Origin of the sequence: Clostridium moniliforme (assembly GCF_017873235.1) — a bacterium.
Classification (GTDB): domain Bacteria; phylum Bacillota; class Clostridia; order Clostridiales; family Clostridiaceae; genus Clostridium; species Clostridium moniliforme.
In genome coordinates this window covers 136,118-159,242 of record NZ_JAGGJZ010000001.1, presented here as the reverse complement: position 1 = coordinate 159,242, position 23,125 = coordinate 136,118, and the positions used below count along the sequence as shown (strand labels likewise).

The 23,125-nt window shown below is 28.3% G+C and carries 22 protein-coding genes and 1 riboswitch; all 22 genes read left to right on the top strand.

The genetic code is table 11. The features are described 5' to 3' along the window. The 22 genes from pstA (at position 1) to pknB (ending at position 23,013) form a co-directional block, all read left to right on the top strand. Positions 1-885 carry a phosphate ABC transporter permease PstA gene (gene pstA, locus J2Z53_RS00795; RefSeq protein ID WP_209795318.1) on the top strand — a complete coding sequence of 295 codons (885 nt, stop codon included), beginning with the start codon at positions 1-3 and terminating at the stop codon, positions 883-885. A 9-nt stretch (positions 886-894) separates the two neighbouring features. After that, on the top strand, positions 895-1,644 hold the full coding sequence (pstB, locus tag J2Z53_RS00790) for a phosphate ABC transporter ATP-binding protein PstB (RefSeq protein WP_209795317.1): 750 nt from the start codon (positions 895-897) through the stop codon (positions 1,642-1,644). A 25-nt stretch (positions 1,645-1,669) separates the two neighbouring features. Then, the gene (phoU, locus tag J2Z53_RS00785; protein WP_209795316.1) at positions 1,670-2,326 is read left to right on the top strand and encodes a phosphate signaling complex protein PhoU; all 657 of its coding nucleotides are present in this window, start codon (positions 1,670-1,672) and stop codon (positions 2,324-2,326) included. A gap of 498 nt (positions 2,327-2,824) precedes the next feature. Further along, positions 2,825-4,141, top strand: a complete 1,317-nt coding sequence (der, locus tag J2Z53_RS00780) for a ribosome biogenesis GTPase Der (RefSeq protein WP_209795315.1) — start codon at positions 2,825-2,827, stop codon at positions 4,139-4,141. Positions 4,142-4,143: 2 nt separating this feature from the next. Further along, the gene (locus J2Z53_RS00775; RefSeq protein WP_209795314.1) at positions 4,144-5,136 is read left to right on the top strand and encodes an NAD(P)H-dependent glycerol-3-phosphate dehydrogenase; all 993 of its coding nucleotides are present in this window, start codon (positions 4,144-4,146) and stop codon (positions 5,134-5,136) included. Between the two features lie 195 nt (positions 5,137-5,331). Further along, entirely contained in the window at positions 5,332-6,807 is a 1,476-nt protein-coding gene (spoIVA, locus tag J2Z53_RS00770; protein ID WP_209795313.1) for a stage IV sporulation protein A, read from the top strand. Positions 6,808-6,940: 133 nt separating this feature from the next. Then, positions 6,941-7,336 carry a PBECR3 domain-containing polyvalent protein gene (locus J2Z53_RS00765; RefSeq protein WP_209795312.1) on the top strand — a complete coding sequence of 132 codons (396 nt, stop codon included), beginning with the start codon at positions 6,941-6,943 and terminating at the stop codon, positions 7,334-7,336. 206 nt (positions 7,337-7,542) lie between these two features. Continuing rightward, positions 7,543-8,535, top strand: coding sequence for an asparaginase (locus tag J2Z53_RS00760; protein WP_209795311.1), 993 nt, complete (start codon positions 7,543-7,545; stop codon positions 8,533-8,535). Between the two features lie 97 nt (positions 8,536-8,632). Beyond that, positions 8,633-8,732, top strand: a riboswitch (purine riboswitch). Between the two features lie 76 nt (positions 8,733-8,808). Further along, positions 8,809-10,173, top strand: coding sequence for an NCS2 family permease (locus J2Z53_RS00755; RefSeq protein ID WP_209795310.1), 1,365 nt, complete (start codon positions 8,809-8,811; stop codon positions 10,171-10,173). 134 nt (positions 10,174-10,307) lie between these two features. Further along, positions 10,308-11,189: a YicC/YloC family endoribonuclease gene (locus J2Z53_RS00750; RefSeq protein WP_209795309.1), complete on the top strand. Its 882-nt coding sequence runs from the start codon at positions 10,308-10,310 to the stop codon at positions 11,187-11,189. A gap of 13 nt (positions 11,190-11,202) precedes the next feature. Beyond that, on the top strand, positions 11,203-11,472 hold the full coding sequence (gene remA, locus J2Z53_RS00745) for an extracellular matrix/biofilm regulator RemA (protein WP_209795308.1): 270 nt from the start codon (positions 11,203-11,205) through the stop codon (positions 11,470-11,472). Further along, entirely contained in the window at positions 11,472-12,101 is a 630-nt protein-coding gene (gene gmk, locus J2Z53_RS00740; RefSeq protein ID WP_209795307.1) for a guanylate kinase, read from the top strand. Before remA ends, gmk begins: the two co-directional genes overlap by 1 nt. Next, positions 12,082-12,303 carry a DNA-directed RNA polymerase subunit omega gene (rpoZ, locus tag J2Z53_RS00735; protein ID WP_209795306.1) on the top strand — a complete coding sequence of 74 codons (222 nt, stop codon included), beginning with the start codon at positions 12,082-12,084 and terminating at the stop codon, positions 12,301-12,303. Before gmk ends, rpoZ begins: the two co-directional genes overlap by 20 nt. 6 nt (positions 12,304-12,309) lie before the next feature. Further along, entirely contained in the window at positions 12,310-13,500 is a 1,191-nt protein-coding gene (gene coaBC, locus J2Z53_RS00730) for a bifunctional phosphopantothenoylcysteine decarboxylase/phosphopantothenate--cysteine ligase CoaBC (protein ID WP_209795305.1), read from the top strand. Between the two features lie 48 nt (positions 13,501-13,548). Then, positions 13,549-15,744: a primosomal protein N' gene (gene priA, locus J2Z53_RS00725; RefSeq protein WP_209795304.1), complete on the top strand. Its 2,196-nt coding sequence runs from the start codon at positions 13,549-13,551 to the stop codon at positions 15,742-15,744. 12 nt (positions 15,745-15,756) lie between these two features. Beyond that, the gene (gene def, locus J2Z53_RS00720; protein ID WP_209795303.1) at positions 15,757-16,200 is read left to right on the top strand and encodes a peptide deformylase; all 444 of its coding nucleotides are present in this window, start codon (positions 15,757-15,759) and stop codon (positions 16,198-16,200) included. 23 nt (positions 16,201-16,223) lie between these two features. Continuing rightward, the gene (fmt, locus tag J2Z53_RS00715) at positions 16,224-17,153 is read left to right on the top strand and encodes a methionyl-tRNA formyltransferase (protein WP_209795302.1); all 930 of its coding nucleotides are present in this window, start codon (positions 16,224-16,226) and stop codon (positions 17,151-17,153) included. Positions 17,154-17,167: 14 nt separating this feature from the next. After that, positions 17,168-17,860 (top strand): zinc metallopeptidase, encoded by a 693-nt coding sequence (locus J2Z53_RS00710; RefSeq protein ID WP_209795301.1) that lies wholly within the window; start codon positions 17,168-17,170, stop codon positions 17,858-17,860. Between the two features lie 23 nt (positions 17,861-17,883). Then, complete coding sequence (gene rsmB / locus J2Z53_RS00705; protein ID WP_209795300.1) at positions 17,884-19,197, top strand: 16S rRNA (cytosine(967)-C(5))-methyltransferase RsmB; 1,314 nt, start codon at positions 17,884-17,886, stop codon at positions 19,195-19,197. A 14-nt stretch (positions 19,198-19,211) separates the two neighbouring features. Continuing rightward, positions 19,212-20,243: a 23S rRNA (adenine(2503)-C(2))-methyltransferase RlmN gene (gene rlmN / locus J2Z53_RS00700; protein WP_209795299.1), complete on the top strand. Its 1,032-nt coding sequence runs from the start codon at positions 19,212-19,214 to the stop codon at positions 20,241-20,243. 11 nt (positions 20,244-20,254) lie between these two features. After that, positions 20,255-20,974, top strand: a complete 720-nt coding sequence (locus J2Z53_RS00695; protein ID WP_209795298.1) for a Stp1/IreP family PP2C-type Ser/Thr phosphatase — start codon at positions 20,255-20,257, stop codon at positions 20,972-20,974. After that, the gene (gene pknB, locus J2Z53_RS00690; protein ID WP_209795297.1) at positions 20,971-23,013 is read left to right on the top strand and encodes a Stk1 family PASTA domain-containing Ser/Thr kinase; all 2,043 of its coding nucleotides are present in this window, start codon (positions 20,971-20,973) and stop codon (positions 23,011-23,013) included. Before J2Z53_RS00695 ends, pknB begins: the two co-directional genes overlap by 4 nt. Positions 23,014-23,125 lie beyond the last annotated feature (112 nt).

Genomic DNA, 23,125 nt, shown 5'->3' with positions numbered 1-23,125 from the left:
ATGGACGCAAAAAAAATAGATAAGATAGCAACTGTAGTCTTTTATTTAATAGCTGCCTTTGTAGTTTTTATACTTGGTTTATTTCTTATTTATATTTTATATAAAGGTTTTGGAATGTTAACTCCTTCATTTATTTTTGGAAAGCCTACATTAACAAGAGCAGGTGGAGGAATTGGACCACAAATTTTTAATTCCCTTTATATGTTAGTTATTTCACTATTAATAACAGTACCAATAGGAATAGGTGCTGGAATATATTTAGCTGAATATGCTAAGGAGGGTGTTATATTAAATATAATAAGATTATCCCTTGAAACAATGTCCTCTTTACCTTCTATAGTAATTGGAATGTTTGGTCTTTTAATATTTGTTAATTTCTTAGGTTTTGGATATTCAATAATTGCAGGTGCTTTATCAGTAAGTATTTTAAATATACCATCAATGACAAGAATATCTGAAAATGCAATAAGAAACGCCTCTAAAATGGTTAAGGAAGCTTCTTTAGGACTTGGTGCTACAAAATGGCAAACTATAATGAAAGTAACTATTAAGGTAGCTATGAAAGATATTTTAACTGGAATAATACTATCATCTGGAAGAATATTTGGTGAAGCTGCAGCATTTTTATATACAGCAGGATTAAGTTCTGGAGGTTTAAACTTTAGCAATATAAGTTTAACAGGAAGTAATTCAGCTTTTTCACTTTTTAGACCAGCAGAAACTTTGGCAGTTCATATATGGAAATTAAATTCAGAAGGTGTTGTGCCAGATGCTGCAAATATTGCAAATGGAACAGCAGCAGTTTTAATAATAATGATTTTATTATTTAATTTATTAGCAAAATTAATAGGAAATAGAATGCTAAAATCATATAGTGGGGAATAGGAGGAAGTTATGAGTATAATAGAAACTAAAAATTTAAATCTTTACTATGGAACAAATAAAGCTCTTAAAAATATAAATATAAAGTTTAATAAAAATGAAGTTATAGCCCTTATAGGACCATCAGGCTGTGGTAAATCAACTTTTTTAAGAACAATAAATAGAATGAATGATCTTATAGAGTCAGTAAAAATAGAAGGAGAAGTACTATTTGAAGGAAATAATATTTTTGATGATTATGATGAGATTAATCTTAGAAAAAGAATAGGTATGGTTTTTCAAAAGCCAAATCCATTTCCAATGTCAATATATGATAATGTTGCATATGGACCAAGGATACATGGGATTAAAGATAAGAAAAAATTAGATGAGATAGTAGAAAAAAGTTTAAAGGGAGCAGCACTTTTTGATGAAACTAAGGATAGACTTAAAAAAAGTGCAATGGGATTATCAGGAGGACAGCAGCAAAGACTTTGTATTGCAAGAACTCTTGCAGTTTCACCAGAAGTAATACTTATGGATGAACCAACATCAGCCCTTGATCCAATTTCAACTAATAAGGTAGAGGAATTAATTGATGAATTAAAAAGGGATTATACTGTTATAATAGTTACTCATAATATGCAGCAGGCAGGAAGAATAGCTGATAAAACAGCATTTTTCTTAAATGGTGAAATTATAGAGTATGGAAAGACAGAAGATATATTTTATAAACCAAAAGATAAAAGGACAGAGGATTATATTACAGGAAGATTTGGTTAATAAAAATAATTAAGAGGTGATTTTTTTGATAAGGGAATCTCAAAAATTTAGAATAAATAATATAAATAGCAATTTAAATAAGATGGCAAATTTAGTTAAAGAACAACTAAATTATAGTATGTTAGCTTTAAAGGATAGAGATACTACATTAGCAGATAAAATTATAAAAAATGATGATAAGGTAGATCTACTTCAAAAATTAATTGAAGAAGAATGTATTAAGTTTATTGCAACAGAACAACCAGTTGCCAAAGATTTAAGGAGAGTATTTACTGCATCTAAAATAGTTACAGATTTAGAAAGAATGGCAGACCATGCAGTTGATATATGTAAAATTGCAAAAGATGTTGAAGTCAAAACTTATATCTCTGAAGCAAAAAAACTTTGGCTTATGGAAGAAAAAATTCAAAACATGATAACATTAGCTTTAAAGGCATATGATAATAGGGATGTAGATGGGGCTTATAATATATGTAAATTAGATGATGAAATAGATTGTATATATAATGAAGTATTTAAAGAAACATTAACTTATATAAAGAATGATGAAAGTAAAGTTGATGTAGGAGCTAAATTATTATTTGTAAGTAAATATTTAGAACGAATTGGAGATCATGTAACAAATATTTGTGAGTGGATAATATTTAGCAAAAAAGGAAAGTACGTAGATTTAAATGAATAATTTAAAAACCACGCTATAAAGGTAGTGTGGTTTTTATTTATAAATATTTTAATTATATTACTTTGAAATATATAAATACTTTGTTTTTAGTTAGTTTTATTGACTAACAAAGTATATTAATGTAATATAACAAAAGATACACTAGTTGTAATGGAGAAAAATGAACATATTAAAATTTAATAGAAATATATTTTATAATAAGTATTGAAAAAGAATTTAATATAATTTTGTTACATTGACAAATATAAAATAAAAGGATATAGATATAATTATAATATGTAAAAAAGAAACTTAAAAATAAAAACACAATACTTATAATAATTATTGTGTTAAAAAACAATTTAAAAGAATATATGAATTAGCTCCAGAGAAATGTATTAATTTACATAATTATATTTTGGTATTTTAAAGAAAGTTTTAATGGTTAAACTTACAGAAAGTTATTACTCAGGAGATAGTTTTATATATAATAAATAATTACAATGAGGAGGAATAATAATGGGAAAACCGATTGTTGCAATAGTAGGAAGACCAAATGTTGGTAAGTCTACATTATTTAATAGATTAGCAGGAAAGAGAATTTCTATAGTTGAAGATACACCAGGAGTTACAAGAGACAGAGTATATGCAGAAGCAGAGTGGCTTAATTACAATTTTACAATGATAGACACAGGTGGTATAGAACCTGAAAGAGATGACATTATAGTTAAGCAAATGAGAAGACAGGCAAATATAGCAATAGAAACAGCAGATGTTATAGTATTTATAGTAGATGGTAAAGAAGGACTAACATCAGCTGATAGAGAAGTAGCTACAATGCTTAGAAAAAGTAAAAAGCCAATAGTTCTTGTAGTTAATAAAATTGATTCACTAAAAGAAGAAGAAAATGGTTGGGAATTTTATAATTTAGGAATAGGAGATCCTATTACAATATCAGCATCTCAAGGTTTAGGACTTGGAGATATGCTTGATGAAGTTGTTAAAAACTTTGATTCTTCATACTTAGAAGAAGAGGAAGATGAGTATATAAGAATAGCTATGGTTGGAAAGCCAAATGTAGGTAAATCATCTCTTATAAATAAACTTTTAGGAGAAGATAGGGTAATAGTTTCAAATGTTCCAGGAACAACAAGAGATGCTATTGACTCTTATTTAGAAACAGAAGAAGGCAAATTTATTTTAATAGATACAGCAGGTCTTAGAAGAAAGAGCAAAGTAAAAGAAGAAATTGAAAGATATAGTGTTATAAGAACTTATGCAGCTATTGAAAGAGCAGATGTTTGTATCTTAATGATAGATGCACAAGAGGGAGTAACAGAGCAGGATGAAAAAATAATAGGATATGCACATGAACTTAATAAGGCTATTATGGTAGTTGTTAATAAGTGGGATCTTATAGAAAAAGATGATAAAACTTTAGATAAATTAAAGAAGGAACTTCAAGGTGAACTTAAATTCTTAAGTTATGCTCCTTATGTATTTATATCAGCACTTACTGGACAAAGAACTAATAAAATATTAACAACTGCAAAGATGTGTTATGATAATTATTCAAAGAGAATATCAACTGGAGTTTTAAATGATGTAATAAATAGAGCTGTTCTTATGAAAGAACCACCAATTGTAGGACTAAAGAGAATGAAAATTTATTATGCAACTCAAGTTGCATCAAGACCACCTAAGTTTATTTTCTTTGTAAATGATGCTAATGCAACACATTTTTCATATCAAAGATATTTAGAAAACCAATTAAGACAAAGTTTTGATTTTGAAGGAACAGGTATACAAATAGAGTATAGAGAAAGGAAAATGTAATTATGAGTAAAGTAGCATTTATTGGAGGAGGAAGTTTTGGTACAGCATTAGCTGTGCAGCTTAGCCAAAAAGGTAATAAAGTAAATATATTTGATAGAGATATTAATGTTTGCAAAGACATTAATGAAAACAGAAAAAATGATAAATATATTAAAGACTTACATATTCCAGAAAATATTACAGCCTTTAATAATATAGATGAGGCAATAGAAGGAGTAGACTATTTAGTTTTAGCAGTTCCTTCTCATGTAATAAGAGATGTTACTAAATCCTTAAAAGGAAAAATTAAAGAAGATGTAGTTATAATATCAATAGCTAAAGGGATTGAACCTAAAACTAATAAAAGATTATCAAAGGTTATAGAAGATGAACTTAAAAATCCTGTAGTAATACTTTCAGGGCCAAGTCATGCAGAGGAAGTTGCTATTAAAATTCCAACTACTTTAGTTTCAACTTCAAATAATATGAAATATGCAGAAAAGGTACAAGAATTATTTATGACACCAACTCTTAGAGTATATACAAATGAAGATATAATTGGAGTTGAAATAGGTGGAGCTGTCAAAAATATTATCGCATTAGCTGCAGGTATTAGTGATGGTGTTGGATATGGAGATAATTCAAAAGCTGCACTTATGACTAGAGGGATGAAGGAAATTTCAAGAGTTGGAATGGCACTTGGAGGAAAAGCAGAAACATTTTTTGGACTTACAGGAATGGGTGATTTAATAGTTACTTGTACATCAATGCATTCAAGAAACAGAAGAGCTGGTATTCTTATAGGAAAAGGTGCATCATTAGATGAAGCATTAGAAGAAGTTGGAATGGTAGTTGAAGGCGTTAAAGCTTGTAAGGCTTTTCATGAATTAAATAAAGAAATTGGAGTTAGTATGCCAATTACTGATGCATTATATGATGTACTATTTGAAGGCAAAAATCCAAGAGAAGTAGTTAATGAACTTATGCTTAGAGAAAAGAAAAATGAAACTCATTAATAACATATAAAGGTGATATAATTTTTAGTTATGTCATCTTTTTTATTTTTTTATTAATTACAATAAAAATACAATTATTTAAAAATTTATAGATACTAAAAATTTTTCTAAGTGCAAAATAATTATATAAAATAGTATATAATTTTAAACTTCCGAATATATATATATTGTTATAAATAGTTAGGAGGTAATTTCTTGGACAATTTTAAAATCTATAAAGATATATCAGAAAGAACCCAAGGTGACATATATGTAGGGGTTGTTGGACCTGTAAGAACAGGAAAATCAACATTTATTAAAAAATTTATGGACCTTATGGTAATACCAAAGATAGATAATGAGTTTAAAAAAGAAAGAGCTAAGGATGAATTACCACAAAGTGGATCTGGAAAAATGATTCATACTACAGAACCTAAATTTGTCCCAAATGAAGCTATTGAAATAAACATTGAAGATGAAATAAAATTTAAAGTTAGAATGGTTGATTGTGTAGGATATATAGTAAAGGAGGCTTTAGGCTATATTGAGGGAGAAAATCCTAAGATGGTTAATACTCCATGGTATGATTATGAAATTCCATTTGAAGATGCAGCTGAAATAGGAACTAGAAAGGTTATAACAGATCATTCAACAATTGGTTTAGTTATAACTACAGATGGAAGTATAACTGGCCTTAAAAGAGAAGATTATATTGAGGCTGAAGAAAGGGTAATATCTGAATTACAATCAATAAATAAACCATTTGTAGTAGTACTTAATAGCGCAAGAGCAAATTCAAAAGAAACACAAGAAATAAAAAAAGAAATGGAAGAAAAGTATAATGTTGAAGTTCAAATAATGGACATAGCCAATATGAATGAAGATGATATAGAAAATCTATTTAAGAATGTTCTTAAAGAGTTTCCAGTAAAAGAAGTTAATATTGATATGCCAGAATGGCTTGAAAAGTTAGAATCTGAACACTGGCTTAAAAAAGATTTCTTTAACATAATAAAAGGAATGAGCAAAAACATATCAAAAGTAAGAGATGTAAAAATTTCTCTTGATAATTTAGATGAGGAATTTTTAGGTGATACATTTATAAAAGAAATAGACCTAGGTATTGGAACTGCTAATGTTATAATGAAACCAAAGGATGGAATATTTTATAATGTATTAAGTGAAATATGTGAATTGGAAGTACATTCAGAGAATGATCTTCTTTCAATAATTAAGGAATTAAATTATGCTAAAAAAGAATATGATAAAGTTAAAGATGCTTTAAATGATGTTAATGAAACAGGTTATGGATTAGTTGCACCTCAACTTAAAGAAATGAAATTTGAAGAGCCTGAAATAGTTAAGCATGGTTCACAATATGGAGTTAAATTAAAGGCTAGTGCCCCATCATTACATTTTATTAAGGCTAATATCCAAACTGAGATTAGTCCTATAATGGGTTCAGAAAAGGAATCAGAAGAGTTAGTTAAATCTATACTAGAACAATTTGAAAATGATCCAACAATGTTATGGCAAAGTAATATGTTTGGAAAATCATTAGAAGTTTTAGTTAAAGAAGGACTGCAAAATAAACTTTATAAAATGCCAGAAGATGTTCAAGTGAAAATACAAAAAACACTTCAAAAAATAATAAATGAAGGTAACGGAGGATTAATCTGTATAATTTTATAGATAGTAAAGAGGCTAGTATTTTGTTTATCATTATACTAGCCTTTTACTTATTATTAGATTATATTCAAATTAAATAACATATAATATAGTATATATTACAAAAATATAATACAAAAAGGCATGGTGAGGTATTATGATTAATAAGTACAAAAATTATAAGAAGGTTGGATCAATAGATAAAGATATAGCAGATAAGGTAGGATTTAAATTTTATGGTAATGTCTATGCTTCACCAGGGGTATTAAAGCATATAATAAAAAAACATGGAAAACAACTTACAAGAAATATAAAAGATAATTTAAAAGTAATAATTGAAAGAATAATAATAAATCCAGATTTTATAGGAATGAATAAAAGAAATAGTAAAGAAGGATCGTTAGAACTTGTTAAAAAAATAGATGCGTATATAATGCTTGTTTTAGCAGTAGATATAGATAAAAAATATATTTATGTTTCTAGTATGTATCCAGTAACTAAAAGCAAAATGAAAAATAAAATATATAGTGGAAGTTTAAAAGAAGCAGTATAATACTAATATTTCCTTGAAAAATATTTGATTATGTATGTATAATGAAAGTAGATAAAAATTTTTGAGGTGAGCAAAGGCTCCTCACGCGCTAATAAAATTAGTAACCAGAGATGTAGGATACGCCGACCTACCAAAAATATTTAAAGACTTTTGGGAAGATCCCAAAAGTTCTTTTTAATACAAAAGATGATTAGGAGGATGATGTTATGAAAAAAGTTGCAGTTGTATTTAATGGTGGAACAATATCAATGAAGGTTGATGAAAGAATAAAGGCAGCGGTTCCAAGCCTTAGTGGAGAAGAAATTATGGCTATGGTAACTGGGATAGAAGATTACGCTGAAATAATAAATTATAATTTTTCTTCCCTTCCATCACCACATGTTAGTCCAGAGATTATGCTTGAATTATCAAAATTTGTACAAGAATTAGCAGATAGAGAAGATATTTCAGGTATAGTTATAACTCATGGTACAGATAGTTTAGAAGAAACAGCTTATTTTTTAGATTTAACTGTTAAAACTGAAAAACCTGTAGTTGTAACAGGAGCCATGAGAAGTAGTTCTGAACTTGGATATGATGGTCCCTTTAATTTAGCTACATCAATTTGTACAGCAATAGCAGAGGAATCAAAGGGAAGGGGTGTAATCGTTTGCTTTAATGGAGAATTAAATGATGCAAGAGAAGTAACAAAAGCAAATTCAATGGCTTTAAATGCTTTTAGAACTCCTAATTTTGGACCTGTTGGAATAGTTGATAATAATCAGGTTATATTTTATAGAAAAGGTAAAAAGGGAGAAAAATTATCTCCAAAAAACATGGATAAAGATGTAGCACTTATAAAATGTGTTTCAGGAATGGACTCATCTTTTATAGATTTTGCTTTAGAAAAGGGATTTAAAGGAATTGTAATAGAAGGTATGGGAAGAGGGAATGTTCCTCCTACAGTAGTTCCAGGTATTAAAAGAGCTATAGAAAAAAATATACCTGTTGTTCTTGTATCTAGATGTTTTGAAGGAAGAGTTTTTGAAAGTTATGGATATGAAGGTGGTGGAAAGCACCTTATGAATCTTGGAGTAATATTCGGAGATACTATGCCAGGACAAAAAGCTAGAATAGAACTTTTAGTTGCAATAAATTCAGGTAAAACAATAGATGAAATAAGAGGTTTATTTGAAGAAGGATTATATGAACATAATTAACAATATGAATGAACTTAATTCATAAAATGAAAATATTCATACTGGTAAAAATAATAATATAACAATATATTGACAATATTCGGATTTATTAATAGAATAGTAATTGAAAGAGGATACTCATATAATAGTGGTAATATGGACCACTAGTTTCTATCAGATGCCGTAAATATCTGACTATGAGAAGACTATTTGAATAATAAATTCAAAAAAGTCATTATGAGTTATCTATTAAGGTGCTTATAATGACTTTTTTATTCTGTGGGGGGAAAAGATATGAGAACAGAAAAAAGATTTTTTGAAATTCTTGAAAATAAGAATGTTAATTTCAAGAAAGAAATTATTGCAGGTATAACTACATTTTTAACTATGGCTTACATAATAGCTGTAAATCCAAGTATATTAGGAGCTACCGGAATGGATCAAGGTGCATTAGTTACAGCAACTTGTTTAGCTGCAGCTATTGCAACAATCTTAATGGGAGTATTTGCAAATCTACCTTTTGCTTTAGCATCAGGTATGGGTCTTAATGCTTATTTTGCTTTTTCAGTAGTTATAGGACAAGGGATATCATGGAAAATTGCGCTAACTGCTGTATTTGTTGAAGGGATTATATTTATACTTATGTCACTATTTAAAGTTCGTCAAGTTGTAGTTAAAGCTATACCAATGAACATGAAATATGCAGTTACAGCAGGTATAGGATTATTTATAGCATTTATAGGACTTACAGGAAGTAAAATAGTCGTTGCAAATCCAGATACATATTTATCATTAGGTCATTTTTCTACTCCAACAGTTCTTATAGCATCTATTGGGGTTATAGTAATTGCAATATTAGATAAAAAAGGAGTTAAGGCTTCAATCTTATTTGGAATTGTTGTCTCAACATTAATTGCATGGGGATATGCAATGTTTGATCCTGAATATGCAAAGGTACTTGGAATATTTTTGCCAAATGGAATTATAAAATTTGAAAGTATAGCACCAATTGCAGGAAAAATTGATTTCCACTATATGTTACATCCAAGTACAATATGGAGCTTTATAACAATAGTTTTTACATTTTTATTTGTTGATTTCTTTGATACTATTGTAACATTAGTTGGAGTATCATCAAGAGCTGGAATGCTTGATAAAGATGGTAATATACCAAATGTAGGAAAAGCATTATTAGTTGATGCAGTTGGAACAACAATAGGAGCTTGTATTGGAGTATCTACAGTAACAACCTTTGTTGAAAGTTCAACAGGTGTTGCTGCAGGAGGAAGAACTGGATGGACATCAATAACAACAGGAATGTTATTTTTAGTTGCAATCTTCTTTTCACCTATTTTTGTGGCAATTCCAGCATGTGCAACTGCACCAGCACTTATATATGTTGGTTATCTAATGCTTGGAGCAGTTAAAAATATTGATTTTCACGAAATAACAGAAGGTTTCCCAGCATTTATAACAATAGTTGCAATGCCATTAACTTACAGTATAGGGGATGGATTAACTTTAGGAGTACTATCTTATGTATTTGTTAATATTTTATATAATATTTTATTTGTTAGAAATAGAGAAGAAAAGAAAAAAGTATCTATAGTAATGATAGTTCTTGCTTGTATATTTTTATTTAAATTATTTTTATTATAATAAAATTATTAAGGCTACCGAAAAGGTAGTCTTTTTTATAAATGTAAATAATGTGTTAACAAACTATTGACTTTACTTTGTTCCTAAAATAATATGTATTTAAAGATTAGATTTTGTAGTAAGGAGGGAAGATAATGGTTAAAAGTATGACTAGTTTTGGAAGAGCTAGAAGCGAAGAAGGAAGAAATAGACTTTTTTCAATTGAAATGAAAAGTGTAAATCATAGATATTTAGATATGAATATTAGAATGCCAAAGTCAATTTTTCCTCTAGAAGAAAAGATTCGTAAATTAATAAGTGCTAGATTAAATAGAGGAAAAGTTGATGTTTATATAAATTTAAAAAACTTTTCAAACGGTGGAGAAGTTGCAAAGCTTAATGAAGAACTGGCTAAAAGTTATTTTGAATGTTTAAATAAAATAGCAGAAGGACTTTCAATTGAAAATGATGTTACTACAACTAAGATAGCAAGATTTCCAGATGTCATTTCAATAGAGGAAAAAGAAGAAAATATTGATGAAATTTTTGAAGAAATAAAAATATTAATAGAGGCTTCTCTTGACAAAATGGTTGAGATGAGAGTTCGAGAAGGGGAAAAACTTAAAGAAGATATATTAGGAAAGCTTCAAGTAATTGAAGAACTTGTTTTTAATATAGAAGAAATTGCAGATTTAATTCCAAAACAATATAAAATAAAGTTAGAAGAAAGAATAAAAGAACTAACTAAAGGAATTGAAATAGATGAAAACAGAATTGCAACTGAAATTGCAATTTTTGCTGATAAAGCTGCTGTTGATGAAGAAATTATAAGGCTTAGAAGCCATATATCTCAAATGAGAAGTACTTTGAATTTAGATGAACCAATAGGTAGAAAACTTGACTTTATAGTTCAAGAAATGAATAGGGAAGCAAATACTATAGCTTCTAAATCAAATGATATGAAAATGACTAATATAGTCATTGACATAAAAAATATAATCGAAAAGATTAGAGAACAAGTTCAAAATATAGAATAATAGGAGGAGAAACATGGGTATTAAATTAATAAACATTGGTTTTGGAAATATAGTATCAGCTAATAGACTAGTTGCTATTGTAAGTCCTGAATCTGCGCCAATAAAAAGGATAATCCAAGAAGCAAGAGATAGAGGAATGCTTATTGATGCAACTTATGGAAGAAGAACAAGAGCAGTTATTATAACAGATAGTGACCATGTAATTTTATCAGCAGTTCAACCTGAAACAGTAGCTCATAGATTATCAAGTAAGGATGATCATGAAGATGAGGTAGAAGAATAATGAAAAAAGGTGTTTTATTAGTTATATCAGGTCCATCTGGAGCAGGTAAAGGAACAATATGTAAGGCATTATTAGAAAAGCATAAAGACATATATTTATCAGTTTCAGCAACAACTAGGGAACCAAGAGTTGGCGAAGTAGAAGGAGTAAATTATTTCTTTACAACTAAGGAACAATTTCTTCAAAAAGTTGAAGAAGGCGATTTTTTAGAACATGCAGAGGTTTATGGGAATTATTATGGAACACCAAAATCTAGTGTTCAAAAAATGCTAAATGAAGGAAGAGATGTAATACTTGAAATAGATATACAAGGTGCATTAAAAGTTAAAGAAAACTGTGAAGAAGGTATATTTATTTTTATACTTCCACCATCAATGGAAGAATTAAAACAAAGAATCATTAAAAGAGGAAGCGAAACGCCAGAATCTTTAATGAGAAGATTTAAATCAGCATATAAAGAAATAAATTATATTTCAAAATATAATTATGCTGTAGTAAATGATGAAATAGATACTGCTGTTTCAAAACTTGAAGCAATAATAACAGCAGAAAAATGTAGAGTAGATAGAATGAAAAATAAAGTAATAGATTCTAAGGAGGGTTTTATACATGAACAACTCTATGATTAATCCATCAGTAGTAGACTTATTAAAAAAGGTAGATGACAGATATTCATTAGTTATTGTAACTTCAAAAAGAGCTAGACAAATAATTGCAGGAAGTGAACCACTTATAAATATAGATTCACAAAAACCTTTAACAATAGCAATAAATGAGGTAAATGAAGGTAAAGTAAGTTATGAAATACCAGAATCTTCAGAAGGAAAGTAGTATACAATGTATAAAGATAAATGTGTTGTATTAGGAGTTTGTGGAGGAATTGCAGTTTATAAAGTTTTAGATGTTGTAAGTTCTCTTCGCAAAAAAGGTGTTGAAGTTAGAGTTATAATGACAAAATCAGCTACTGAGTTTGTTACTCCTTTAACTTTTCAATCAATGAGTCAAAATATGGTTATAACAGATATGTTTGCAGAACCAAAGGCTTTCGAAATTCAACATATAAGTTTGGCACAAAAGGCTGATGTAATGCTTATAGCCCCAGCTACTGCAAATATAATTGGTAAGGTTGCAAATGGAATTGCAGATGATATGCTTTCAACAACTATTATGGCAACTAAGGCAAAAGTAATTTTTGCACCTGCAATGAATACAAATATGTATGAAAATAAAATAGTCCAAGAAAATATTAAAAAGTTAAAGGAATATGGATATGAATTTATTGAGCCAGATTCTGGTAGACTTGCTTGTGGTGACATAGGAAAAGGTAAATTGCCAAAGCCAGAGGTTATATTTGAAAATGTATTAACAGCCCTTTACCCTATTAAAGATTTAGTATCTAAAAAAGTACTTGTTACAGCAGGTCCAACTAGAGCTAACATAGATCCAGTTAGATTTATTACAAATAGGTCTACTGGTAAGATGGGATATGCAATTGCAGAAGAAGCTAGAGACAGAGGAGCTGAAGTTGTACTTGTAACTGGAGCTAAAAATATAGATAAACCTTATGGAATAAAGGTTATAGAAGTAGAAACTAACTCAGAAATGAGAAAAGCTGTCCTTGAAAATTATTCTTCATCTGATATTGTTGTTAAATCTGCTGCTGTTGCAGATTATAAACCAAAGGAATACAGCAGTGAAAAGATTAAAAAAGGCGAAGGGAATTTAAATATAGAACTCACAAGAGATGTAGATATATTAAAGGAACTTGGAGAGAAAAAGGATAAGCAAATATTAGTTGGATTTGCAGCTGAAAGTAGCAACTTGATAGAAAATGCAAAAGGCAAATTAAGTAGAAAAAATCTTGATTATATTATAGCAAATGATATTACATCAAAGGAAACTGGTTTTGGAAGTGATCAAAATAAAGTTTTTGTAATTTCAAAGGATAGTTCTATTAAGGAACTTGATATAATGAGCAAAAGAGAAGTAGCTAGTAATTTGTTTGATATTATTTGTGGAAAGCGCTAATATGCGCTTTCTTCTATTATTACAAAGTTTATGAAAGGGTGAACTTAAATGGAACTGTATGCTGAAGTAATTGTAAATAGTGATGCTGTAGATATAGATAAACCATTTACTTATAAAGTTAAAGATGAACTTATATCTTTAATTAGTGTAGGTCATAGAGTAAAGGTTCCTTTTGGCACTAAAAGTAAGCCTACAGAAGGATTTGTTATTTCTCTTTCAACTGAATTTAGTAATGAATATAAACTAAAAAATATATTTAAGTTATGTGATGAAGAACCTATTTTAACAAAAGAAGATTTACTTTTAATAGAATTTTTAAGAAGAAAAACCCTTTGTAAATATATAGATGCAATAAGGGTATTAATACCTACAGGACTTACTAAAGGTCTTAAAAGTAAAAAGAAAAATGTTATTAAATTTATAAATGAATTAGATGATGATTTTAAAAATAAGGATAAATATAAAAAGTTAATAGAATTTATTAAAGAAAATGATAGTATATTTTCAAAAGCAGAACTTTCAAAAGAATATGGATTTTCTACATATGTGATAAATAAATCTATAGAAAAAAATTTTTTAGAAGTAGAAGAAAAAGTAATTCATAGATTTAATAAGAGAGTTTATGAAGAAGATAATTTAAAAGAATTAACAGAAGAACAAAAGAAAGCAATAATAAAAATTGAGAATACAGACAAAAATGGAGTGCTTTTAAAGGGAGTAACAGGTTCAGGAAAAACAGAAATATATATGAATTTGGTACAAAAAGCTTTAAATAAAGGAGAAGGTGCTATTGTTTTAGTACCAGAAATATCATTAACTCCTCAAATGATTGAAAGATTTAAAGGTAGGTTTGGAGAAGATGTAGCTCTATTTCATAGTAAACTTTCAGAAGGTGAAAGATTTGATGAATGGTATAGAGTTAAAGAAGGAAATTGTAGACTGGTAGTTGGAGCTAGAAGTGCAATATTTTTACCAGTAAACAATTTAGGATTAATAATTATTGATGAAGAACATGAAGGAACATATAAATCAGAACATAACCCCAAATATAATACAAAAGATGTAGCAGAATTTTTAAGTGTTATAAAGGGATGTAAATATATATTAGGATCTGCAACTCCATCTGTTGAAAGTTTTGCAGATGCTATGGTTTCAAAGCTTGAATTAATAGAACTTAATAATAGAATAGATAATAAGCCTCTCCCAACTATGGAAATAGTGGATATGAGAGAGGAGTTAAAGGTTAAAAATCTTTCTATGTTTTCAAGAAAACTTTATAAAGAAATGAAGGAAGCTTTAGACAAAAAAGAACAAATTATATTATTCTTAAATAGAAGAGGTTTTTCTACCTTTATATCTTGTAGAAGCTGTGGATATGTCTTTAAATGTGATAAATGTGATATTGCAATGACATATCACAAAAATGGATATTTAGTTTGCCATTATTGTGGGAAAGCAGAAAAGCAAGTTAAAGTATGCCCAAAATGTAAAAGTAAATATGTTAAATTTTTTGGCGCTGGAACTGAAAAGGTAGAAAATGAAGTTAAAAAATATTTTAAAGATGCAAGAATTCTTAGGATGGATGCAGATACTACAAGAAGTAAAGATTCTTATGAAAGAATATATAATTCCTTTAAAAATGGAGAAGCAGATATTTTAATAGGAACTCAAATGATAACTAAAGGCTTAGATTTTAAAGGAATTACTTTAGTTGGAGTATTAGCTGCTGATATGTCCCTTAATATACCAGATTATAGAGCAGGAGAGAGAACATTTCAATTAATCACTCAAGTTGCAGGAAGATCTGGTAGAGGAGATAAGGAAGGTAAGGTTATTATTCAAACTTATAATCCAGATCATCCTAGTTTAAAATATGTAGTTAACAATGATTATAAAGATATGTTTAAAGAAGAAATTGGAATAAGAAAGAATATGGGATATCCACCTTTTGGAAAAATATTACTAATAAGAGGAATTTCAAAAGATGAAGAAAAATTAAAAAAATTTATGAATACCTTAGGAAAAGAAATAAAAAAAATATTAAATGATGAAATAAATCTTTTAGGACCTACTCAGTGTATAGTAGGAAAAATAAAAGATAAATATAGATGGCAAATTTTAATTAAAGGTAAAATAACAGATGAATTAGCCAAAAAAATTAAAGATAGACTTTATGAAATGAACAAGAGTGTATATAATGAAATAAGAATAAATATTGATATTAATCCAAACAATTTATTATAGGAGGAATTTATTATGGCAATTAGAAATATAAGAATTGAAGGCGACGAAATTTTAAGAAAGAAAAGTAAGGCTATTGATAAAATAGATAATAGAACAATAACATTAATAAATGATATGATAGAAACTATGTACGAAGCTGATGGTGTTGGACTTGCAGCTCCTCAAGTTGGAATACTTAAAAGAATTTTTGTTATAGATGTTTATGATGGTGAAGGAATAAGAGTATTTATAAATCCAGAAATACTTGAAACAAGTGGAAGTCAAGTTGGAGAAGAAGGATGTCTTAGTATACCTGGAGAATGTAAAGAAGTAGATAGAGCAAACTATGTTAAGGTAAAGGCTTTAAATGAAAAGGGAGAAGAATTTATATTAGAAGCAGAAGAACTACTTGCAAGGGCAATCTTACATGAAAATGATCATTTAGATGGTATATTATTTATAGATAGAGCACAATAGGTGTAAAATAAGGAGGAATATTTTTGAAGATTGTATTTATGGGAACTCCAGATTTTGCAGTTCCATCATTAAAGGAATTAATAGATAAATATGGAGTAGAAGCAGTATTTACTCAACCTGATAGACCTAAGGGTAGAGGAAAGAAAATAGCATTTTCTCCTGTTAAAGAAGAAGCATTAAAGCATAATATTAAAATTTATCAACCAGAAAAACTTAAAGATGAAAAAGAAATGATTGAAATGCTTAAAGAAATGAATCCAGATTTTATTATAGTTGTGGCCTTTGGTCAAATTCTTACAAAAGAAGTTTTAGATATTCCAAAGTATGGATGCATAAATTTACATGGATCACTTCTTCCAATGTATAGAGGAGCAGCTCCTATAAATTGGGCAATAATGAATGGAGAAAAAGTATCAGGAAATACAACTATGCTTATGGATGTTGGTTTAGATACTGGAGATATGCTTTTAAAGGATGAAGTAGAAATTACAGAAGATATGACAGCTGGAGAACTTTATGACATTCTTAAAGAAAGAGGAGGAAAGTTACTAGTAGATACTATTGAAGGAATAGTTAATGGTACTATAACTCCAGAAAAACAAACAGAAGAAACTTTTTATGCAAAGATGCTTAATAAAAAAATTGCCCAAATAAATTGGAATAAAAGTGCTAAAGATATTAATAATATGATTAGAGGATTAAATCCTTGGCCAATTGCCCATACTTTATATAATGGAAGCACTATGAAAATTTTTGAAAGTAAAGTATTAAATAAAGAAAGTAAGGAAGAATGTGGAAAAATAATAAATGTTTCAAAAGATGGAATAGAAGTATCAACAGGGGAAGGAACTCTTTTAATTAAAAAGATGCAATTTCCGAATTCTAAACCATTAACAGTTAAGGAATATATAAATGGGCATGAAATTAATACAGAATTTATTTTAGGTAAATAAAGGAGAGATGTTTTATGTATTATCCATTTTATTTTGATAAAACAATGCTTATATTACTTCCAGCCCTTTTAATTAGTATATGGGCTCAAGCAAAGATTAGTTCAACATACAATAAATATAGAAATGTAAGGACAAGAAATGGATATACAGGAGAGCAAGTTGCAAGAATGATGTTAAATGAAGCAGGGCTTTCCTTTGTAAACATTGAGGTAGTTAATACAAAACTTGGAGATCATTATGATCCAAGTCAAAAAGTTTTAAGGTTATCACCAGAAGTTTATAGTGGAACATCAATTGCATCAGCTGGAATTGCAGCTCATGAAGTAGGTCATGCAATACAGGATAAAGAAGCATATCAACCACTTATATTAAGAAATTCAATTGTACCAATTGTAAATTTTGGATCAAGTATTTCTTGGATTTTATTTCTTGTAGGAATTTTTATGGGAAGTAGTTTATTTCTTAATTTAGGAATATTATTGTTTTCAGGAGTAGTAATATTTCAATTAGTTACACTTCCAGTAGAATTTAATGCATCTAAAAGAGCAATTAATATACTTGAAGGAAGAGGTATACTATATGGAGATGAAGTAAGTGGAGCAAAAAAAGTATTAGGAGCAGCTGCTATGACATATATTGCATCAGCATTAATGGCAATTGCACAATTATTAAGATTAATAGCAATAAGTAATAATAATAGAGATTAAAAAACTAAAGGAAGAGGTATTTTATGAATAGTAGAAGCATAGCTTTAAAGGTACTAAATAGAGTTTTTAATGAAGGTGCCTACTCAAATTTAGTCTTATCAAATGAACTTAATAATTCAGATTTAAATGATAAAGACAAAGCTTTAGTAACAGAAATAGTTTATGGAACTATAAGGAGAAAAAGAAGTTTAGATATTCTTATAGAATCCTTCGTTAGAGATATAAGCATAATGGATAAAAGAATATTAAATATATTAAGAATGGCTCTGTATCAATTGAAATTCTTAGATAAAGTTCCAAGCTATGCTGCATGTAATGAGGCTGTAGAAGAAGCTAAAAAAATATCTGAAAAATCAGGTAAGTTAGTTAATGGAATTTTAAGAACTTATGGCAAAAAAGGAGAAAGTAATTTAAAATTTAAAAATAGAATATATGAATTAGCATATATTTATTCCTTTGAACCATGGCTTATAAGATTGTTTATAAAACAATATGGAGAAGAAGAAACTATAAAAATTTTAAAGGGATTAAATATAACACCTAAAGTTACAGTTAGAGTAAATTCTTTAAAAGGTAATTTTGATGAAGTATTTGAAGAGTTAAAAGAGAGCGATTATAATGTAGAAGAAGGAGATATATGTCCTGAAGCTATTTTTATAAAAGGTGGAAAAAGTATAGAAAATAACAAAGTCTTTAATGAAGGTAAAATTACTGTTCAAGATGAAAGTGCAATGTTAGTTGCACCTCTTTTAGGAGTACAAAAAGGGGATACTGTATTAGACTTATGTAGTGCACCTGGAGGGAAAACAACTCATATAGCAGAACTTCTTGAAAATACTGGTAAAATATTAGCCTTTGATTTACATGAAAACAAATTAAGTTTAATTAAAGAAAACTGTGATAGATTAGGAATAAAAAATGTAACTCTTAAAGAAATGGATGCCACAAAAATAAATGTAGACCTTGTAGGACTTGGTGATAAGATTTTATTAGATGTTCCTTGTTCTGGACTTGGAATAATAAAGAGAAAACCAGAAATAAAATGGAATAAAAACCGTGAAGATCTTAAAGAAATAATTAATGTTCAAAGAAAAATTATGGAAAATGCTTGGCAATATTTAAGAGAAGGTGGTAATATAGTATATTCAACATGTACCTTAAATAAAGAAGAAAATGAAAAAAATATAGAATGGTTTTTAAATAAATATAAAAATTGTAAGTTAGAAAAAATATTTATAGGTAATGGTGAGAACTTAAAGTATGAAAATGGAATGCTTACAGTATTACCAAATGAATATATGGATGGTTTCTTTATAGCTAAACTTAAGAAAATTTAAGCAGGAGAAAAAATATGAAAAACTTATTAGATTATACTTTAGAAGAATTTTCATTATGGCTAAAAGAAAATGGAGAAAGTGCTTTTAGAGCAAAACAAGTATTTTCTTGGATTTATAAAAATGTATGGAATTTTGATGATATGAAAAATTTGCCTGGAAATTTAAAGATAAAATTAAGTGAAAACTTTGAAATTGTTATTCCAGAGGTAGTTCATGAATTTAAATCATCAGATGATGACACAAGGAAGTTACTTTTAGCACTTAAAGATGGAAATTTAATAGAGTGTGTAATTATGAAATATAAACACGGAAATACAATATGTGTTTCAACTCAGGTTGGATGCAGAATGGGATGTAAATTTTGTGCATCAACAATAGATGGTAGAGTTAGAAATTTATCATCAGGAGAAATACTTTCTGAAATAATGATAGCTCAAAAGATTTTAGGCGAAAGAATATCAAACATTGTTTTGATGGGAAGTGGAGAACCACTTGATAATTATGATAATGTTTTAAAATTTTTAAAAGAAGTCAATGCTGAATATGGATTTAATATAGGTCAAAGACATATTACATTATCAACTTGTGGATTAGTACCAAAAATTTATGAGTTAGCAGATGAAGAAATGGCTATAACTCTTGCAATTTCTTTACATGCTTTTAGTGATGAAAAGAGAAGACAGATAATGCCTATTGCTAATAAATATTCAATAAAAGAAATTTTAGATTCTTGTTATTATTATATTAATAAGACAAATAGAAGGATAACTTTTGAATATGCTTTGGTAAAGGATGTTAATGATGGTGTAGAAGATGCTAAAGCATTAGGTAATTTATTAAAAGGTATGCTTTGTCATGTTAACTTAATACCTGTTAATGAAGTAAAAGAAAATTCTTTTAAAAGATCTTCTAGTAAAACAATAGATACCTTTGCTGAAATATTAAAGGAAAGAGGTATTGAAGCTACAGTTAGAAGAGAAATGGGTAGTGACATTAATGCAGCATGTGGTCAATTGAGAAGAAGTTACATTAAATCCCAAGGTTAGGGGGAAATTATATGGTAGGATATAAAAGTGATGTTGGAATAAAAAGAAAATTTAATGAAGATAATTTAGGTTATTTTGAATGTGACTTATATAGAATATATATAGTTGCAGATGGAATGGGCGGACATAAAGCTGGAGAAGTTGCAAGTAAAATGGCAGTAGATAGCGTCATAAAATTTATAAGTGAGAATATAAATAAATTTGATGACAATGTTCTTGAAGAAGCAATAAAATATGTAAACTTACAAATTTATAATCATTCAAAGGATAATGATAGTCTAAATGGAATGGGAACAACAATAACTGCTTGTTTATGTTATAATAATAAAGTAATAGTGGCAAATGTTGGTGATAGCTCCTGTTTTGGAATTAAAAATAATAAAATATATAAATTGACAAAAGATCATTCTTTAGTTCAACAGCTTTTAGATGCAGGAAGCATATCTGAAATGGAAGCTATGAATCATCCAAATAAAAATATTATTACAAGAGCTGTTGGAACAAGTGAAGAAGTTGATGTTGATATTTTTAAGTTTAAAATTGGCGAGTATGATAGATATTTGATATGTTCAGATGGGCTTACTAATGAAGTATCAGTAGATAAAATAATTAGTATATTAAATACAGAAAAAGATAATAAACTTGCCAGTGTAAAATTAGTAAATGAAGCTAATGAAAATGGAGGCAGAGATAATATTACAGTAATGTTGTTTGGAGGAGAGATAATATGAATGGGGAAATATTAGGGGATAGATATGAGCTAATTGAAAAAGTTGGCGAAGGTGGAATGGCTATCGTCTATAAGGCTAGAGATAATAAGCTAAATAGGTATGTTGCAGTTAAAATATTAAAAGATGAATATTCAGATAATGAAGAAATAGTAAATAAATTTAAAAAAGAAGCTACAGCTATTGCAAAGTTATCTGATAACAATATAGTGAATGTGCTTGATGTAGGTACCCAAGATGAAACAAATTACATTGTAATGGAATTTGTAAGTGGAAAAACATTAAAAGAAGTTATTGGTGAATTTGGTAAAGTTAATTATGAAACTGCTATAGCAATTGCTTTACAAGTAGCAAAAGCTTTAGATTGTGCTCATAGAAATGATATAATTCATAGAGATATAAAACCTCAAAACATATTAGTTACTGAGAATGGATTAGTTAAAGTAACTGATTTTGGTATTGCTAAATCCTCAGACTCTGCAACACTAACAAATACAAGTACTATTTTGGGCTCAGCACATTATTTTTCACCTGAACAGGCAAGAGGAGGCTTTATAAATAACAGAACAGATATATACTCTTTAGGAGTTGTAATTTATGAAATGTTAACAGGAAAAGTGCCTTTTGAAGCAGATTCTCCTGTAACAATAGCTTTAAAGCATCTTCAAGAAGAAGTTGTCCAACCAAAAAATATAAATAGTAAAATTCCAGATAGTTTAAATGAAGTAGTTTTAAAATGTATGGAAAAAGATGCTGATAAGAGATATCAAGATGTTAAAGATTTAATTTCAGATCTTGAAAAAATAAAAGAAGATCCTAATGCTAAAATAGGAGAAGGAAAAAATAAAGAAACAAATGAAAATGATGTTACTGCTCAGCATACAATTATTATGAGTCCAGTAAAAGAGCCAATTATTACAAAGGATGATAATGAAGATTTAGATGATGGTGATTTAGCAGAAGATGATGATTATTATGATGATGACTATTATGATGATGATTACTATGATGATGCGGAAGAAGAAGATTCAGCTAAGAAAAAGAAGAGTAGAAAAGGCAAAAAGAATCTTAAAGGCATTATAATAGGAGTTGTTTCAGTTGTTGTTATTGCCCTTTTAGGATTTGGAGCATATTCTCTTTTTGGAAATTCGAAAGAATCTAAAAAAGTAAAAGTTCCTAATTTTGTTGGAATGACTATGGATGAAGCAAAAAAGGAAGCAGATAGTGTAGGTCTTAAGGTAACTAAAGCAAAAGAAGTAAAAAGTGATGAAAAGAAGGGAACAATTATTGAGTCAAATCCTAAAGCTGGTGAATCTGTTGATGAAGGAACAACGGTTGAAGTTACAGTAAGTGGTGGAGAAAAAGTAAAACTTCCAAATTTAGCAGAAGATGATTTAAATGATGCAAAGGCAAAATTAGAAGCTTTAGGAATTACAAATATAAATATAGATGAAGAATATAGTGATAGCATTTCAAAAGGTCAAGTAATATCACAATCACCAAACAGTGGAGAAGAAGTTTCTAAAGATACAACTGTTACATTAGTTGTAAGTAAAGGCCAAAAAGTTACAAATGTAACAGTACCAAAGGTAATTGGTATGTCAGTAAATGATGCAAAATCAACTCTTTCAAATGCTGGATTAAGTGTTACTGTTGAGAGTAAGAAAACAACTGACAAGGATTCAGATGGTAAAGTATTAGATCAAAAAGCTTCAGCTGGAACAACAGTTAATAAGGGATCAAATATTACTATTATAGTTGGAAATTATGAGGAACCAAAGAAAGATACTATTACAGTAGCACCAGTAACAGGTTTATCTCAAGATGTTGCTATAAATAAACTTTCAGGATTAAATGTTAATGTTATTACACAAGATACAGATGATAAATCATTAGATGGTAAGGTAATATCACAATCTCTTCAAGCGGGAGCAAAGGTTGATCAAAATACAAGTATAACTATTAAAGTTGGAAAATATAAGGCGCCAGACAATGAAAATAGTGGAAACAATGAAGATCCAAAAGGTCATAAAAAGGAATAAACTATAAAATATATTAAAAAAGTGTACTTAAAATGTTTATGAAATAATAATATTTTAGGTGCGCTTTTTTATTTCAGTATATATTAATAAATCATATATTATAAAATACACT